This window comes from Pseudoflavitalea rhizosphaerae, from assembly GCF_003991355.1.
Lineage (GTDB): Bacteria > Bacteroidota > Bacteroidia > Chitinophagales > Chitinophagaceae > Pseudobacter > Pseudobacter rhizosphaerae.
The window spans coordinates 49320-67934 of the sequence record NZ_RCSU01000020.1 but is presented as its reverse complement, the minus strand read 5'-3'; the positions used below and the strand labels follow the sequence as shown (position 1 = coordinate 67934).

The window sequence follows — 18615 nt, the reverse complement described above, 5'->3', positions numbered from 1 at the left end:
TACGGAAATTCAGTAACTTTATTGACGCATGCAGGCAGACATCCATACACTTTATCAGTCGGACTTCTACCGCATCCTGGACTTCCGGTGCAGGTGCACGGAATGTACTACTTCGAAGCCTGAATACAGCGATACCTTTGGGATCAGCTTTGTACGGAAGGGGAATTTTTTGTTCAATGTGTACAGGCATTCACTGGATTCCTATATTGGCTGTGTGCTGATCACCAAGCCTGGATATGAAAGAACAGTCACACACGCCCACTCCGTGCCGGACCAATGTACGATCCTTGAGTTCCGCAAGGATTTTTTTACAATCATAAAAGAGCATTATAAGCATTGCCGTTTTTTTCATGATGAGGACTGGCATTCTACCCTGATCCGCACCATTGCATCTACAGAGCTATTGCATTATATGGTCTGGCAATTGGTCAATACGCGAAAAGGCAGTAAGCTGCAAATCGATAACCTGGTGCTGGAGATAATGGACAAAGTGCTGGGAGAGGTTACTGATTATCACCCCGATCCTGCCATCAACAGTAAGATGAAAAAGAACCACCTGCTGACCATCGAACGGGCAAAAGAATACATCACCAATAATTTCACTTCCGATATTTCACTGATGGAGCTGGCTTCTTATTGCTACGTGAGTCCTTTCCATTTTAGCCGCATCTTCCGGACTTTTACCAAAGTACCGCCTCATCAATACCTGGCAGACACCAGGCTGCAACATGCCGCGCTGCTGCTGCGGACCACAAGCTCTCCTGTTGCGGATATTGCTTTTAGATCAGGATTCAACAGTATCGAGTACTTCAATGGAGCTTTCAAGAAAAAATATGAATGCGCTCCGGGTGTTTTCCGGAATCAACAATTCAGGTTTCCGGTAATTAGCAAGATTTCTTAAGTGGTCGCCAAACGGCGGTTTTAGCTTTGCTCTAAATAAATTATTATGAAAGAGCATCTCTTGAATCTGGTAAACACCTCAAAGAAATATACGTTGGATGTGGCCAATGCCATGCCTCCCGGGAAATACGAAACCAAGCCTGTGGACAGTGGTTGGAATTTTAAAGAACTGCTTCATCATATTGCCTATGGTATTGAGTGGTGGGGATCGAATTATGTTCGTGGTGAGCAGATGGATTGGGCGCCCGGAGTTGTGAGTAAAGACAAGAAAGAGGTGTTGAATTATTTGGAGAAAGCATATGCCGGACTGGAAAAAGCCATCAAAGACCGGGCGTTGAATGAAGAAGAAGTGAAGGGTGTGCATGCCACGCTGGATCATGTGACGCATCACAGGGGGCAGGCCGTACTGCATTTGCGTGTGCAGGGGCAGGAAGTGCCGGAGTATGTGTACTAGTTGTTTAGATAGCCATGAGGCGGAACTCCCCGGGTGACCGGCGGAGTTTTTTGGGTTAGGTATCAAAATTGTGTTCATTTTGTAGTGAAGCAGAGTGCAGGGACATTGATGTATAGAATTAAGAAAAAAGAATTAGAAGTGCTGTTGGCACATCCAGGAGGGCCGTTCTGGAAAAACAAAGACTTAGGTGCATGGAGCATTCTCAAGGGAGAATACATTGAAGAAGAACCGCTTTAGGCTGCTATTCGGGAATTCAGAGAAGAAACCGGGTTGTCAATTGAAGGGCCATTAATTCAATTAACTCCTGTAAAGCAGAAATCGGGGAAGATTGTGCATGCCTGGGCGGTGATGGGAAACGCAGATACTTCGAATTTTGTATTTAATAAGTTTACAGTGGAGTGGCCACTCAAATCAGGAAAAATGATCAAGTTTCCAGAAGTGGATAGGTGGGAGTGGCTTAGAGTGAAGGAGGCCTTGGAGAAGATCTCAAATGCGCAAGCAGGGCTTTTGGAGCAGCTAGCCAAATCGATAAAAAGCTATAAAAAGAATAGAAAAGCATAAATTGTAGCCCTGCTGGCAGCATTCCCTCAAAAGCAGGTAACTATTAATAGAACATGGCAGACGTACATGACAAAGCTACCCGTAGCTTTAACATGAGTAGAATCAAGAGCAAGAATACGAAGCCAGAATTACTGGTTAGAAAATTTTTGCACTCAAAAGGTTTTCGGTATAAGCTAAATGATAAAACACTTCCTGGAAAACCTGACCTTGTTTTACCAAAATATAATGCTATAATATTTATTCATGGCTGCTTTTGGCATGGCCATGAGGGTTGTAGATATTTTGTTGTGCCTAAAACAAGAACTGAGTGGTGGTTGAATAAGATTGAAATCAATACAGCAAATGATCAAAAGGCTATCGGGGCTCTCATAAAACAAGGATGGAAGGTGATTACCATTTGGGAATGCGAACTCAAGACTAATACCATAGAGTCAACTTTAAGTAATCTTTGGGCCGAACTTAAGCAGAACATTCAAGAATAGACAGCAATTCACATTTCCATACTGAAGGTGGATATTAAAGTCATTATTGCTTGATGTATCTTTGTAAGATGTATTGGACCACGTTATTTTTTGCGAAGATATAAGTTCTGTCCAAAACTGCGTTTTCAGGAAAGAATTTTTGATTGATTTAAGAGAAACGATTAATAAATGCAAAGCATAGAACAAGAAAGCAAAACTCTCGAAACCTCTCTTCAACCATTAATTGAAAAGTTATGGAAGGGGCATCTTTTTGGCCCGGAAAACCATCGTTCTGCAATTATTAGTCATTATCTGCACTCAAATAAGAATGTGTATAAAAGAAACGCTATTCAATACGGGAAGGAAATGATTAATGGGCACTTTGCTGAAAAGATGAATGATAAGGTTGCAGAGAAAGCTCTGCAATACATTATTAAATATGATGATCAAAATGTTCCATTTCAAAAGCCTTCAAAACCCGAATTCACATTTATAGATCTGTTTGCGGGTGTTGGAGGATTCAGGCTTGCTCTCCAAAGCCTCAAAGGAGAGTGTGTTTTTTCCTCGGAGTGGGATAAAATGGCGCAAAGAACTTATTACGCGAACTTTGGTGAGATCCCTTTTGGAGATATTACCAAAGCAGAAACAAGAAAATGGGTGCCTGAAAAGTTTGATTTGTTGTGCGGTGGATTCCCCTGTCAGCCGTTTTCGATTGCCGGAGTTTCTAAGAAAAATAGCTTAGGGAGGAAACATGGTTTCGAGGATGAGAAACAAGGAAACCTCTTCTTTCATGTCGCAGAAATTATTAAAGAGAAACGACCAAAGGCATTTTTTTTGGAAAATGTAAAAAATCTGGTGTCCCACGATAGGGGCAATACTTTTAAAGTAATAAAAGAAACACTGGAAGAACTTGGCTATACCTTTTATTCAAAAGTACTCAACGGAAAACACTTTGTCCCTCAGCATCGTGAAAGGACCTTTATGGTGGGCTTTGACAAGAAGGTTTTCAAAGGGGAAGAAGCCTTTTCATTTCCCGAACTTCCGCTACCTGAGAGAAGGATAAAAGAAATTTTGGAACATAAAGCAGATCCCAAATACACGCTTTCCGATAACCTCTGGGAGTATTTACAAGGCTATGCTCGTAAGCATAAGGAGAAAGGAAATGGATTTGGATTTGGCTTAGTTGACTTAAATGGCATTTCCAGAACAATGAGTGCCAGATATTATAAAGACGGTGCTGAAATATTAATTCCCCAAAAAGATATGAATCCCCGAAGGCTTACAGTTCGTGAAGCTGCCCGGCTTCAGGGGTATCCAGATAACTTTGTTATTGATAGAGTTTCAATGAATCAGGCATATAAGCAGTTTGGAAATTCTGTGGTAGTACCTCTAATCAGGGCAATTGGTGAACAAATTGTTGAAGTACTCAAGAAGGCGCCTGTAAAGAAGTCACGAAAATAGTTCTCCGGAAAAATCCTTAAGATTAACCTGTCTGGATCTTAAATGTGAAATAAATTCTTTAAGATTCATAAGCCAACTTCTTTGAGCAGTACTAAAGGTTGTATGGATTGAAGCGGGTAATATCAATTGGAGTCCGTGTGCCATCATTTCATTGGTTTGATTCTCGCTGATTCCTGGTTCAAGAGTTAGAAGGTGTTTGTTCTTAATGCGGTTAGCTTCACTAAGGACTTGCCTCCATCTATCTTTACAAGTTGTTTTTACTCCAAGCATTGTTAGATTTTCATTTTTAAAAGACGCCAAATGATATTCCCTTGCTCCAGGAAATAGAAAATCTGGTTTTGCTTTGTTCTCCGTCACTTTTGCTCTGTCAAATTTGATTTGATGAAGCCTGAATATTTCTTCTGTATGATTTTCAAGAGCAAGACCGGCCCTTGACTTTCGGGTATTTTGAATACTTAATGAAAATTTTAGGAATCCTTCAACGTCGGCATTACCTTTTTTATCAAAAAAACCTTGTCGTAATCTTTTTTCCAGTTCAAATCGTTCCATCCTTCTGAACAGCTTCTCTTCGTGACTCATCCAGGACATTATTGCTGCATCAGGATCATCCAATGGATATATATCTTTAAGCGTTTGTCTTGTTAGGATAGAAAATTCTTTTGTAGTAGGCATCTTACCTTTGAACCTTGAAAGTATCGAATCGAGATAATCCGTTTCAGTGTCTTCTATTTCAATACCCAATTCTTCAAGTATGAAGCGGACAGGAAAACTTATTTCTTTATCCCCTGATTGTTGGAAATCCTGGTAAACAAAGCTTTTGCCTGACTGTACAGGAACTTCAAATAGCCAGAGTAATTGACTCTCCACAGTAGTCTGAGCGGGAGTTATTATACAAAGTAATGTATCATCAGGTCGTCGGGCAATTATCAAAAGATCTCCGGCCTGTGCACGTTGAGAAACATCTGTAGTAGGGAAATATAACCTCCACTCTGCTGCCCTTTCTTTACCGAATCTAGCATTGTACCAGGAGAGTTGCGCGTCTGCGGTAGTAGTTGCATTGTCGTCTTCTATCCAAACAAATCTGCTCTTAAATGTTACAGTGTCTCCATATTCATTAGTCCCAAGAACTTTTTTTAAGGCTTCGGAACCATTAAATTCATGCTGGTTAGATTTCTTAATGTTTACTTCTACAGTTGAAAGTCTTTTAGCAGCAACTGCTACAAAATATTGCGATAAATATCCCTTTTTATTCATGCTTAGTTATAAGTGTCCATTGTATTAGAACACATAATTTACAATTTAATGAAAATTTTGTAACAGTTACTTCCTTCACAAGAAACCGAGGATTTGATAATGATCCATTCTCCAACTAGCTACATTTTAGAAGCAAACATTATTAGTATTAAAACCAATCCGTTATTTGAATTCCTCCAGCGCTTTTAACAGTACTTCCCTTGCTTTCCCAGGCGAACTAGCAAACTTCTGCTTTGGGCCAGTCCCCTGAATACTACTACCCGGTAACCCCTCCTGCCCTTTCATTCCCGGAATTCAGAATTCCCCGCAATTATCGACCTTTGTACTCTTCCCACCTCCTGCTGAATAGTCCGCACCAATCGCTCAACCTAAAAATCGTTTTGTATGAAATTGACAATGAATTTCTCACAAAGCCTGGTGTTGCTATTCTGCCTGTTCCAGCTGGCTTGCAAAGAGAGCAGGAAAGCGCCTTCCAGGGCATCCATCGATGCACTGAACCTGAAAAAAGGGCAACTGATCAACTGCGGCCCCACACAGCAACTTGGCACCCTTCACTTTGCCATAGATGCACCCGCAACCATCCAATCTTCCTTTATGCTAGGACTCAAGCTGCTTCATTCATTTGAATACGATGAAGCGGAAAAAGTCTTCGCAGGTATCATCGATCAAAACCCCACCTGCGCAATGGCGTACTGGGGTGTGGCAATGAGCAATTTCCATCCGCTCTGGACGCCTCCTTCCAAATCGGAATTGCAAAAAGGAAGCGCTGCCATTACCATCGCAAGAGGACTGAAACCTGTTTCAAAACGGGAAGCAGCTTACATTGAAGCCATCGCAGCATACTACGACAACTGGCAACAAACAGATCATAAAACCCGCTGCCTCCGATTCGAAAAGGCAATGGAAGACTTGCACCATAAAGATTCTTCCGATATGGAAGCCACCGTTCTATACGCCCTGGCATTGGATGCCGCGGCCAGTCCATCAGATAAGAGTTTTCAGAAACAAAAAAGGGCAGGCGAACTTTTACAGTCCTTAGCACCCGGTGCCCCGGACCACCCGGGCATTGCACATTACCTCATACACACTTATGATGTACCCGAACTGGCTGTGATGGCATTGCCTGCAGCAAGGAAATACGCGTCCATAGCGCCATCGTCGGCGCATGCCTTGCATATGCCTTCTCATATTTTCACCAGGCTTGGACTTTGGGACGAAGCTATACAATCCAATATCGCCTCCGCTTCTTCTGCCCAATGCTATGCGCAACAAAATGGGATGAAACATTGGGACGAAGAGCTACATGCCCTGGATTACCTGATGTATGCTTATCTGCAAAAAGGAGACATTCAAAATGCAAAAAAACAACTGGACTACCTGTTATCCATCCACGAAATAACACCCGCCAATTTTAAAGTAGCCTATTCTTTCGCTGCCATCCCTGCCAGGTACTATCTCGAGAACAGGTACTGGAATGAAGCCGCCAGCCTGCCATTCCCACTTGCCAATTTTTCCTGGGACGAATTCATCTGGCAAAAAGCCATCATACACTTTGCAAGGGTCATGGGAGCAGTGCATACGGGCCAGACAAAAATTTCTTCAGAGGAAATAGGAGAGTTGAAACGAATCAGGGATACACTTGCCGCACAGGGGGATACTTATAAAGCACAACAGGTAGCCGTGCAGTTGGCAGCAGGTGAAGCCTGGGCAAAACTCAGATCAGGAAAGAAACAGGAAGCGCTGGAACTCATGCGGCTCGCCGTAAAAATAGAAGACAGTACAGAAAAACATCCTGTAACACCTGCCGAAGTACTGCCAGCAAAGGAATTGCTTGGTGATATGCTGATGGAGCTGAAAGATTATCATACTGCCCTTGAAGTATATGAACAAAACCTGAAAAGACATCCGAACCGTTTCAATGCACTGCTCGGAGCAGCAATGGCCGCATCCAAAGCCGGAGAAAAATCAAAAGCAATCCACTTCTATCAGCAATTGATATCGATTGCTGATTCCAATAGCCAAAAACCTGCATTACAACTGGCTAAACAATCATTGGCAGAAATGGAAAAATGAACTTGCATTATCCCGAAGTTTTTGCCCCGTACTCACTCGGGTTTACGCCGTATTGTTTCTTAAACTCACGGCTGAAATATTTACTGTCCTCATACCCCACCATATAAGCAATTTCATACACGGTATATCGTTGCTCAGAAAGCAGCGTGGCTGCTTGTTTCAGCCTGAGCGACTTCACAAAATCATTCGCACTCAGCCCGGTAATAGCCTTGATCTTTTTATACAATACCGGTTGGCTCATCAGCGCTTTCTGGGAAAGCATGCCTACTCCAAAACCAGGATCGCCCATATTCTCAAATACTATGCTTTCGATGTTTTTGAGGAAAGCTTCATCCAATGGATGCAAAACCGGAACAACTACGGGAATATCTGGTGCATCTGAAATATCAACCTTCATTACATCACCAGGCAATGATTCCCGGCCCAAGGTCTTATTGAAATGTTGCCAGTACTTTTCCCTTGCCTGTAATAAATTCTGTACTGTCAGTTCCAGCACCTTTGTACTGAACGGCTTGGTCAGGTAAATATTTGCGCCGGTCTGAAGACCACTGATCTGGTGCTCCACTGCGGTCTTGGCCGTTAGCAACACAACAGGTATATGACTGGTACGGATATCCGATTTTATCCTGCTGCAGAATTCAAGCCCATCCATTTCAGGCATCATTACATCACTGATGATCAGGTCGGGAATATGCTCTACTGCATATGCCAGTCCTGATACCCCATCTGCCGATTCTGCAATAAAATAGTTTTCCTGCAGGGTTTCTTTAATGAAGGTCCTGATGGCCTTATTGTCTTCAACCAGTAAAATGGTTGGCTTACCATTATTGCTAATCAAAGGACCCTGTACAGGGTTTGTTTCTCCGGGAAGTACTACCCTTGTGGTGAGAGGGTCAGCAGTAGCAACCAGCTGTTCCGGCGTGTAATGTTGTGTTCCTTTCAGGAGGGTTACACGGAAAATAGTTTCGTGCAGTTCCTGTTCATTGAGTTTGGTGGAACTGACACTGATAGCTCCTTTATGAGCCTGCACAATGCTTTTAGACAATGCCAGTCCGATCCCGTAGCCGGTATTCTGTTGACCGTGATCATTTTCCTGGAAGTAATTATCGAACAAGCGGTCTACGTTCTCGCGTGCAATTCCCTTTCCGCTGTTGGAAACGGTAATGATCACCTGTTTTGAATCTTCCAGAATGTTCAGCTTCACAAAGCCTCCGTCCGGAGTGAATTTGAAGGCATTTGAAAAAAGATTGTAGAAAACCTTTTCCATTTGTTCACGATCGAATGTAAGATTGATATGATCGGGGGTTGCCGAAAATTGCTGATCGATCTTCCGCGAAGAGGCAATATCTCCAAAGCTATTGTAGACCGATTGGGCAAAGCCAGCGATATCTGTAGTGGAAGTATGCAGCGTAAGATGTCCTGTTTCCGCTTTCCTGAAATCCATCAATTCATTCACCAGTTGCAGCAGGCTGTCAGAGTTGGACCTGATGGTTTGCAACAATTGTTTGTCGGATGTATTACTACTGGTCTTGCTCATCAGTTTTTCCGTAGGACCGGTGATCAGGGAAAGATGTGTTCTTATTTCATGGGAGATATTGGTAAAGAAATTCAATTTCAGTTGTGTGAGCGTATTGTTCCTTTTCATCAATGCCTGCATCAGGAAATAACGGGATACAAAGAAAACGAGGGCCAGTCCGGCCAGAATGTACAATGTATAGGCCCACCATGTTTTCCAGAAAGGAGGCAGCACTTTTATCTTCAGAGCAATGGGTTCTCCCCAAACGCCATCGTTATTACTGCCCTTCACGATCAAAGTATAATTTCCGGGCGGCACATTGGTATAACTGGCAAGCGGATCGCTGGTATAAGTGAAGTTGCCGTCGAACCCTTCCAGTTTGTAAGCATACCTGTTCTTATCCGGTTTGATGAAATTCAAAACAGCGAATTCAACGGAAAAAGCATTCTGGTTATGCTTTAACTTAACACCGGAAGAATAGCTGATATGTTTTTGCAATACATCGCCCGATGCGCCCGCTTTCGCTTCTTTATTATGTAGATTGAAAGAAGAGAACTCTACGGGTGGCGCCTGGAGGTTCTGACTGATATCTCCGGGCTTAAAAGCAGTGAGACCAAAGTATCCGCCGAAATACAGGTTTCCGTCGGGGGCTTTATACCAGGCATTATTATTGAAAACATTACCGGCCAGTCCATCTTCCGTATTGTACACATTGCAGGATCCTGTAACAGGATTGTATCTCGCCAAACCATTGATGGTACTGATCCAGAGCTCGCCGTTATTGCCTTCGATAATTCCGAGCACATTATTGTCTGGTAATCCTTCGTTCTTTGTGATGGTGGATTTCCGGTTTCCATTTTTATCGAAAAGCACCAACCCGCTCTCACCGCTGCCTGCCCAGATGCGCTGCTGTTTATCTTCATACAAACAGTTTACGGGGAAGAGGGAGCTGTCTGTTTTCAACAGTTTGCTTCCATCGGAAGTAAGAATGTATAACCCAATCCTGGTGCCGACCCATGTTGTATTGTTTGAAGTAATAAGCGTGGAAAGAATGGATTGCCTTTGCAGTTTCATGAACCCCTCAGGAGCAGGCAGAGGCTCCAGCTGTGATCCTTTCTTTTGATAAAGTTGCAGCCCCTGTGTTTCCGTGCCTATCCACAATCTACCTGCTGCGTCCTGCATCAGGTTCGTGATCTCAGCCCCCTGAAGATATGGATCGGCCGCATCATAAAGATACCGGATGAAACGGTTCCTGCTGCGATCGAACAGGTTGAGGCCGCCCCCATGCGTGCCGGCCCAGATATTTCCCTCTTTGTCTTTATACAAAACTTTTACGAGGTTGGAACCAGGGCTGTAAGGATCATTGGAGTCGTGTTTGTAATAAGTTACGGAACCATCGTTACCAAACCGGTTGATACCGCCCCCTTCAGTGCCGATCCAGAGATCGCCTTCATTATCCTTCACTATAGAACTGACAACATTATTGTTCAGTTTCTTTGAAGACCTGGTGGAATACACAGTGAAAGGAGTGTTCAGCGCATACAGACAATTAACCCCACCGAAAAAAGTTCCCACCCAAATGGAACCGGTCTTGTCCATATATATACTATGTACAGAATTCTGACTGAGGCTGGCATCGTTCCAGGGGTTGTTGATGAAGGTGGAGATCAGTTCTGTTCCCGCCTGCATCTTTGATAGTCCTTCCTGGGTACCGATCCAGAGATTCCCTTCTTTGTCCAGTAAGAGTTTGCGGATATGATCACTGGCGATCCGGTTGTTTGTATTTTGATAGCGCCGAAATGTACCGCTGGATGGATCATATAAGTGTAATCCTCTGTGCGCCGTACCGATCCAGAGTCGATTGCGACTGTCTCGTACGATGCTCTTCACCTGGTTGTCTACCAGCCTTGTTTCACCGGCTTCCTGGTGAAAGATCTCTTTGATGGAGAATTTGCCATGTTGTTCATGCAACTGCACCAGCCCATGGTCCGACCCCACCCAGATGATACCCGCGTCTTCATAAACACAATTGATATTGGTAAGCCGGAATGCATTACCTGTAAACCGGCTGACAGGGACCAGCACCGGTTCCTGAACATCAGTGATCAGGTAAAGGGTATTCCGGGTGCCCACCCAGATCCTGCCCCGGCTGTCTTCAAACAAGCAAATGATCTCTTTATCACGGCTCCCGGCGTTTTCATTTTTCTCGAATGGAATAAGATCGAACTGGTCCGTTTCGGAATGGTAACGGTTGAGCCCGTTCTGTGTTCCTGCCCAAACCTGTCCATTTTGATCGGTAAGCAGGCAATAAATATAATTGTTGGAGATGCTTGATCTGTTGCCTGGGATATTCTTATAAATAGTGAATTTCCGGGAATCGTATTTATTGAGCCCCTGACGTGTGCCGAACCACATGAATCCTTTGGCGTCCTGTGTAATGGCAATAACAGAGTTTTGGGAGAGCCGGTCAGACACATCCAGGTGCGAAAAATTCACTTGCTGACAAATTCCCTGCATGGAAATCAACAGCAAAGCCTGTACAACAAGCAGTATTCGATTCGGAAAACTCATGGGTATTCATTAAAAAACAGGCATGGAGATATTATTGACTGGCAATCTGAAGAGTTCAATTTAGGTTATTTTTTAAAACGAAGGAGGAAGGAATATACTTTGGAACATCGTTTGAAATCGATCAGCACATCATTTACATTAAGAACAAACCCGATTTAAGCAGTTGTTAACCGCCATTTTTTAAAAATTGACCCTATAAAGCCGAATTTTTCACCCCATGCTCCTTTAATTATTCACCAAATTCGTCTGGGATTGCGTAACCATATTAATGTATTGCTTATGTCATTGAAAGCTCAAAGCCATCGCCGCCATTCAGGCGGACGGAAGCTTCAGTTAATCTTCATTCTACTTTTCTCTTTTTCCATTCCTGCTCTTGCCCAGAAGAAAGTTTCGGGTATAGTCAAAGACGCTGAAGGTAAACCCGTTCCAGCAGTAACAGTTTCCGTCAAAGGAAAGACTGCTGCTACCAATACTGATTCCGGGGGTGTATTCATTATCCAGGCCCGCGTGGGCGATACCCTTCAGTTCACCAGTGTGAACTTCGATCCTGTTTCACAGGTGGTGGGCGACAAGAATGAATATTTCATTGTGCTTAATAATAAGGTCAGCAAGCTGGACGATGTGATCGTGATTGGCTATGGCACAGTTCGAAAACGGGATGTTACCGGTTCCGTTTCCAAAGCGCCGGTGGAAGACATGCAGAAAGCGCCGGTGCGGTCCTTTGATGAAGCGCTGGCCGGCCGTATTGCCGGGGTGAATGTTTCTTCGGTTGACGGGCAGCCCGGCTCAGCCGTGAACATCACCATCCGCGGCGCCAACTCCGTTACACAGGACAACTCGCCACTATATGTGATCGATGGTTTTCCCATGGAAAGTCCCGATAACAATTTTATCAATCCGCAGGACATTGAATCCATTGAAATATTGAAAGATGCTTCCGCTACTGCCATCTACGGCTCCCGCGCCGCCAACGGTGTGATCATCATCTCCACCAAAAAAGGAAAGGCCGGCCCACCGGTAGTTACACTGAACAGTTCTTTCGGTTTACAGAAGGATTATAACCGGATGAAACTTTTGAGTCCCTCTCAGTTTGTAGAATATCAACTGGAAAGGATCCCTTCCGATGCACAGAATATTTATCTATCTGATGGTAAATCGCTCGACTATTACCGGAGCATTCCGGAGATCGACTGGCAGGAGCAATTGTACCGAACAGCTCCCATGAGCAACAATTCCATTTCTATCAGTGGCGGTAACAACACCACTAAATATTATGTGTCTGGCAACCTCCTGCAACAGGAAGGAGTGATGGTGAACTCAGGTTACAGGCGCTACCAGGGCACTATGTCGCTCAACCAGACCTTCAATCCAAAACTGAAAGGTGGGGTATATGTAAATTACGCCTATAACAAACAGAATGGCGCTTCGCCTTCCACACCCAATAGCAGCAGTTCTACCGCATACTCTTTGTTCAGCGTGTACGGGTACAGGAATTTCTCCCTGGATGGCACAACCGGATTAACGGACCAGCTCTTCGATCAGTTCATCGATCCCACCATCGATCTGCGCATGAACCCGGTGATCAACCAGCAACATATGTTGCGCGAAAACCTCAGGCGTAATACCATTATCAATGCCCACCTGGAATATGCGATCCTGAAAAACCTCAAACTTAAAATTACAGGAGGTATCAACAGCACCATTACACAGAACAACCAGTTCAATGATACCAACACGGTCTATGGCAACAAGCGATCATTGCTGGGATCACAGAACGGAGTGAACGGAAGCGTGATGTATTACAACTCTTCCACCTGGATCAATGAAAATACCCTGACCTGGAACAAGACTTTCAATCGCAAACACAATTTCACCGTACTGGCAGGTATGTCGGAGTCTGTAAACAAGTCTTCCAGTCATGGTTCTTCTGCTACCAACCTGCCCAATGCACAACTGGGCATCAGCGGACTGGATGAGGGTACGCCACAGGTAGTGCGATCCACCAGCTCCAGCTGGGGATTGATGTCTTTCCTGGGAAGAGCAGACTATAAATATGGGAACAGGTACCTGCTCACTTTATCCTGGCGCGCAGATGGTTCTTCGAAATTTGCCAAACACAATCGCTGGGGTTATTTCCCTTCCGGTGCAGCAGCCTGGAAATTCAGCGAAGAGAAATTTATGAAAAAATTTGAGGATATCCTCTCGGAAGGTAAGCTACGCGTGAGTTACGGCCTTACCGGCAATAACCGCGTAGGCGATTTCACCTATCTTTCCGCCATCAAACTGGCGCTTAACCCGCAGGGTTATACCTTCAATAATACAACCATCCAGGGCGCAATTCCTTCCAATTTCGGAAACGAAAACCTTACCTGGGAAACAACGGAGCAACTCAATATCGGTCTGGACCTCGGCTTTCTTAACGACAGGATCAATTTCACAGCGGACATTTATCGAAAGAAAACAAAAGACCTGCTGCTCTATGCCAACATCCCGCTTTCGCTCGGATATGCACAGGCATACAGGAATATCGGCAGCGTTCAAAACCAGGGCCTCGAACTTACCCTGGGAACCACCAATATCGATAACCGGGATTTCAAATGGAAATCAAGTTTCAATATCACGTTCAACCAGAACAAGCTGTTAGCACTTACAGAGAACCAGGAATCGATCCTCTCCGGTGCGCCTTTCGATCAATATTTCAGGACCATCCCCGCCTTTATTTCCAAAGTAGGCAACCAGTTGGGAATGATGTACGGATTCATCTGGGATGGTGTTTACCAGTATGAAGATTTTGATGTATCCAACACCGGAAACTATTTATTGAAAGATCATATCACTACCAACGGCAATACCCGCGCAAATATTCAACCAGGCGATATCAAATTCAGGGATATCAATGGCGATAAGGTTGTTGATGCGAACGATTACGCCGTTATTGGAAGAGGCCTGCCTATTCATACCGGAGGTTTCACCAATGAATTCACCTATAAGAATTTCGATCTGAATGTTTTCTTCCAATGGTCTTATGGCAACGATATCATCAATGCCAACCGCTACATCTTTGAAGGGAATATCCTGGGCCGCTCACACCTGAACCAGTTTGAAAGCTTTGCTGACCGCTGGAGCCCCACCAATACAGGTTCTCAAATTCCACGTGGCGGAGCAGGTGGTTATGGCCCTACAACGCCCACTGGTACTAACTCGCGCGTGATCGAAGATGGTTCCTATCTCAGGTTGAAGACCGTTCAGATCGGCTATAACTTTTCGCCAAAGGCTCTGCGCTTCCTGAAAATAAGATCTGCCAGGCTCTATGCAGCAGCGCAGAACCTGCTCACCTGGACTAATTACTCAGGTGTTGATCCGGAAGTGAGCATCTTCAATTCTGTACTTACACCAGGTGTGGATTACTCAGCTTATCCCCGCCCAAGGACCATCACCTTTGGATTGAATGTGACATTCTAATTCGCAACGATAAACTTGTTATATATGAAACCGATCTTGTTGTTCTTGTTAACCGCTCTGTTCTTTGCCACGGGCTGTAATAAGATTCTGGACAGACAACCCACCGACTTTGTACAACCGGATAATTATTACAACAGTGAGCAGGACCTGAACTATGCGCTCACAGGCGTGTATGATCCGCTGGGAAGTGATTACCTCTATGGCAGCTCGCTCTGGTTCCAGTTCGGGAGCTGTTCAGATGAATCCTTCTACCCGAATACCTCCAACTCATTTTCGGCGCCGATGTTCTACCAGTTCGATTATACCAACCCGTTTGTAAGTGGATTGTGGGAGCAATGTTATATTGGGATCGAACGCGCCAACCTGCTGATCAGTAATATCAATAAACCCGTTATGGATGAAACCAGAAGGCAGGCGATCCTCGGAGAAGCCCTTTTCCTGCGCGGGTTCTATCATTTTCTCCTGGTAAGCAATTATGGCGGTGTGCCTTTGAAACTCGAACCAACCGCCAGTATCAATTCCGTGAATATTCCCAGGGACGATGCGGCTACCGTGTATGCACAGGTGCTGGCAGACATGAAGGAGGCCGAAACCAAAGTGAGCAAAGCTTCTGTGATCGGAAATGCAAGTCATATCTCGCAAACATCCGTTCAGGGAATGCTGGCCCGTGTTTGCTTGTACATGGCAGGTAACCCCCTAAATGATCAATCAAAATACGCGGAAGCATTGAGCTGGGCCCAGAAAGTACAGCAAAGCGGCGAACACCAGTTGAATACTGTTTTCGATCCCCTGCTCACCAATTCCGCTTACAGCCAGGTGTTCGTTAATCAATCAAGAGATATTTACGATGTGAAGGAAAGTATGTGGGAAGCGGACTTCAACATGAATGATCTGAATACCTCTTACAACGAAGGTGGCAGACTGGGCACTTACCAGATGGGTTGCCAGAATCTCGATACAGGTTTTGGGTCCGGCAATATCAGAACTACCATCAAACTCTATAATCTCTACCAAACCGGCGATCAGCGCCGCGATTGGTCCATTGCGCCATTTAGCTTCACCAGCAATGCCACCTCAGCCGTCCGCGTGTATTATGCAGCCAATAATATCATTGGACGCGAATGCGGCAAATGGAGGAGGTATACCGAACTTCCTCCCAAACAGCAATACAGGACCGGCACCAATTTCCCTATCCTTCGCTACAGCGATGTGCTGCTGATGCTGGCAGAGGCAGAGAACGAAGTGAATGCCGGGCCTACACAGGCTGCTTACGATGCCATCAACGAAGTGAGAAGACGCGGCTATGGCCTCCCGTTAGATCAGCCAGATGCCAATGCCGATCTGCCTTCGGGACTCTCCTACGCGGATTTCAAACAACAAATCCAGGACGAACGCGCACGCGAGCTTTGTTTTGAAGGATTGCGCAGGCCCGACCTCATTCGCTGGGGAATATTCAAACAAGTGATGGACGCCATGGTGACCGAGATCCAGGCCTCCAATGCCAGCGTTACCAACAAGAACAGGTGGACGCTCGGGTACAATACAGCAGGGTCTTCTCCGCGTTATACCATCTTACCCATTCCTGCACTGGAGCTCAATATCAATAAGGCCATCCGCCAGAACCAGGGCTGGTAATTGTTCAAACCTAATAATGATTGTATGTTGAAATATAGTTGTTCATTATTCTTGTTACTGGCGGGGCTCAGCGCCTGCACCAAAAAGTTCAGCAATGGCTCCTCTGATTTTACGGTAACAGCCGAAAGCACTTCATTCAATGCAGGCGATACTGCAAGATTCAGTTTTGCAGGCAATCCGGACATCATCACCTTCTATTCCGGCGAGCCTGGTAAAAGATTTGAATACAGGGACCGTGTGCAGGCGGAAGGACTCCCCATTTTGAATTTCAGCACAGCAAGAGCCAATGGCGTGCAAACCAATACACTGCTGCTGATGGTCACTTCCGATTTCAAAGGAGTGGTTCGTGGCGATACCACCAGTACCAAAGCAAATATTGTAGCCGCGGGCTGGGAGGACATCACTTCACGCGCCACGCTGGCCACCAGTGGCACTACCCTTTCTTCCGGGGATGTAGACCTGTCCGATTTTGCAGAAACAGGCAAGCCGGTATATATAGCATTCAAATACATTGCGGAAGCGGGAAGTATCCAGCCAAAATGGACCATCAGCAATTTTAAAGTAAGGAATAATTTGTCCGATGGCACCAACTACACCATCGCTAACATGAACACATCCACAAGTCCGTACACAAATTATGGGGTCAATACTTTCAGTCCGGGATTTGCCGCTTACACGCTGCAAAACAATTTCAATTGGTCCGTCAGCACAACCAGTATGGCAATCACCGGGGCAACCTCAGTGGGGGCTGCAGGCGCCCCCGCCGAGGCATGGCTTTTCATCGGCCCCATCAATCTCCGCAAAGTGACGCCCGATGCAGGTTTGGTGATCAAGAACGGAGGCCAGAACATGGCCGACCTGGATTTCTATACATTCTACAACACACCCGGTAACTACAAAGCAACCTTCGTAGGTGGTCGTGTCAGCATTGAGGAAACAAACGTCACCCCGCATAGTATTGATCTGTCTGTACAATAAAGTGAAAGTGATAAAACCGTAACAATGAAATACCAAATTTTTGTGGTGATTGGCCTGTTGATAGGTTCAGCCTTTATCCGGAATGATGAACAACAGTTTTTGCAGGATAATTTTTCTTTTGCACAGTCTCAGCTCAAAGGGATGCTGGAAGAAGCCAATAAATATGATTCGCTGTTCCCTCGCACCATCGATGAAAATGGAAAATTGAAACTGACAAACAAATACGAGTGGACCTCCGGATTCTTTCCCGGCAGCCTCTGGTACCTCTATGAAGGAACGAAAAATGATTCCATCAAACAACAAGCCATCGAATGGACAAACAAACTGGAGTCCCTGAAATCCTTCACGGAGCACCACGATCTTGGTTTCATGATGTATTGCAGTTACGGCAACGCTTACCGGCTCACCGGTAACGAGGTCTACAAACCGCTTCTGGTGCAGGCTGCAGCCAGTTTAAGCACCCGCTTCAGCGAAAAGACCGGCGTTATCCGTTCCTGGAATATGTTTGGCTCCTGGGATGGTAAGAACAGGTACAATTATCCCGTGATCATCGATAATATGATGAACCTGGAACTGCTTTTCTTCGCTTCAAAAGTTACAGGAGACCCGAAATTCAAAAAGATAGCCATCACACATGCAGATAATGTGCTGAGGAACCAGGTTCGCGCAGATGGTAGCTGCTACCATGTTGTCTGCTATGATGCCCAAACCGGAAAAGTACTGAGCCGTGAAACAGTGCAGGGATATGCCAATAATTCCACCTGGGCCCGCGGCCAGGCATGGGGTATCTATGGTTTCACGATGAGCTATCGCGAAACGAAAGATCCGCGCTATCTCAAAACTGCCATGAAGATGGCCGATTTCTATATCAATCACCCCAATCTGCCGAACGACAAAGTCTGTTACTGGGACTTCAATGCTAACCAGAATGGCTATACGCCTTCTGTACGTTCGCGCGCACCGCAGACACCTACCAATTACCGCGATGTGTCAGCAGCCGCTATCACCGCTTCCGCCCTGCTGGAACTAAGTGACCTGGCAGGTAAAAAAGGCGCTGCCTACAGAGACGCCGGTGTAAGGATCCTGCACTCACTGAGTTCAAAAGTTTACCGTTCAGAGGCTGGCGCCAATGGGGGCTTTCTGCTGAAACACAGTGTGGGCAGCATCGCGCATGGATTTGAAATTGATGTGCCCCTGGTATATGCAGATTACTATTATCTGGAAGCGCTGAACCGTTACCAGCAAATTTTAGGAAAAAACAATACCGCTTCGATTCGATAATTTCAGGT

13 protein-coding genes are annotated in these 18615 nt (G+C 45.2%); 11 read left to right on the top strand and 2 right to left on the bottom strand.

The features are described 5' to 3' along the window. The first annotated feature begins 28 nt into the window (after positions 1-28). From D9Y29_RS24735 to dcm, 6 genes are all read left to right on the top strand, one after another. A complete protein-coding gene (locus D9Y29_RS24735) occupies positions 29-901 on the top strand; it encodes an AraC family transcriptional regulator (RefSeq protein WP_127132932.1) in 873 nt (290 codons plus the stop codon). 45 nt (positions 902-946) lie between these two features. Then, entirely contained in the window at positions 947-1354 is a 408-nt protein-coding gene (locus tag D9Y29_RS24730; protein ID WP_127132931.1) for a DinB family protein, read from the top strand. A gap of 84 nt (positions 1355-1438) precedes the next feature. After that, a complete protein-coding gene (locus D9Y29_RS26835) occupies positions 1439-1591 on the top strand; it encodes a hypothetical protein (protein ID WP_241238037.1) in 153 nt (50 codons plus the stop codon). Positions 1592-1597: 6 nt separating this feature from the next. Beyond that, on the top strand, positions 1598-1915 hold the full coding sequence (locus D9Y29_RS26830) for an NUDIX hydrolase (RefSeq protein ID WP_277601144.1): 318 nt from the start codon (positions 1598-1600) through the stop codon (positions 1913-1915). Positions 1916-1968: 53 nt separating this feature from the next. Continuing rightward, complete coding sequence (locus tag D9Y29_RS24720; protein ID WP_127132930.1) at positions 1969-2397, top strand: very short patch repair endonuclease; 429 nt, start codon at positions 1969-1971, stop codon at positions 2395-2397. 168 nt (positions 2398-2565) lie between these two features. After that, on the top strand, positions 2566-3837 hold the full coding sequence (gene dcm / locus D9Y29_RS24715; RefSeq protein WP_127132929.1) for a DNA (cytosine-5-)-methyltransferase: 1272 nt from the start codon (positions 2566-2568) through the stop codon (positions 3835-3837). Here the strand turns inward: dcm and D9Y29_RS24710 are convergent. After that, positions 3826-5091: a type II restriction endonuclease gene (locus D9Y29_RS24710; RefSeq protein WP_127132928.1), complete on the bottom strand. Its 1266-nt coding sequence runs from the start codon at positions 5089-5091 to the stop codon at positions 3826-3828. The genes dcm and D9Y29_RS24710 overlap by 12 nt on opposite strands. A 384-nt stretch (positions 5092-5475) precedes the next feature. Here D9Y29_RS24710 and D9Y29_RS24705 point away from each other — a divergent pair, with 384 nt between their 5' ends. Further along, on the top strand, positions 5476-7164 hold the full coding sequence (locus D9Y29_RS24705; RefSeq protein WP_241238035.1) for a tetratricopeptide repeat protein: 1689 nt from the start codon (positions 5476-5478) through the stop codon (positions 7162-7164). A 7-nt stretch (positions 7165-7171) separates the two neighbouring features. Here the strand turns inward: D9Y29_RS24705 and D9Y29_RS24700 are convergent, their stop codons facing one another. Then, entirely contained in the window at positions 7172-11251 is a 4080-nt protein-coding gene (locus tag D9Y29_RS24700) for a hybrid sensor histidine kinase/response regulator transcription factor (protein WP_127132927.1), read from the bottom strand. Positions 11252-11530: 279 nt separating this feature from the next. On the opposite strand from D9Y29_RS24700, the gene D9Y29_RS24695 reads away from it, so the two are divergent. From D9Y29_RS24695 to D9Y29_RS24680, 4 genes are read left to right on the top strand one after another with little or no spacing between them, the layout of a single operon-like run. Next, entirely contained in the window at positions 11531-14713 is a 3183-nt protein-coding gene (locus D9Y29_RS24695; RefSeq protein WP_127132926.1) for a SusC/RagA family TonB-linked outer membrane protein, read from the top strand. Between the two features lie 24 nt (positions 14714-14737). Then, positions 14738-16348: a RagB/SusD family nutrient uptake outer membrane protein gene (locus D9Y29_RS24690; protein ID WP_127132925.1), complete on the top strand. Its 1611-nt coding sequence runs from the start codon at positions 14738-14740 to the stop codon at positions 16346-16348. 24 nt (positions 16349-16372) lie between these two features. After that, the gene (locus D9Y29_RS24685; protein WP_127132924.1) at positions 16373-17326 is read left to right on the top strand and encodes a DUF5017 domain-containing protein; all 954 of its coding nucleotides are present in this window, start codon (positions 16373-16375) and stop codon (positions 17324-17326) included. Positions 17327-17350: 24 nt separating this feature from the next. Beyond that, complete coding sequence (locus D9Y29_RS24680) at positions 17351-18607, top strand: glycoside hydrolase family 88 protein (protein WP_127132923.1); 1257 nt, start codon at positions 17351-17353, stop codon at positions 18605-18607. Positions 18608-18615: the final 8 nt, after the last annotated feature.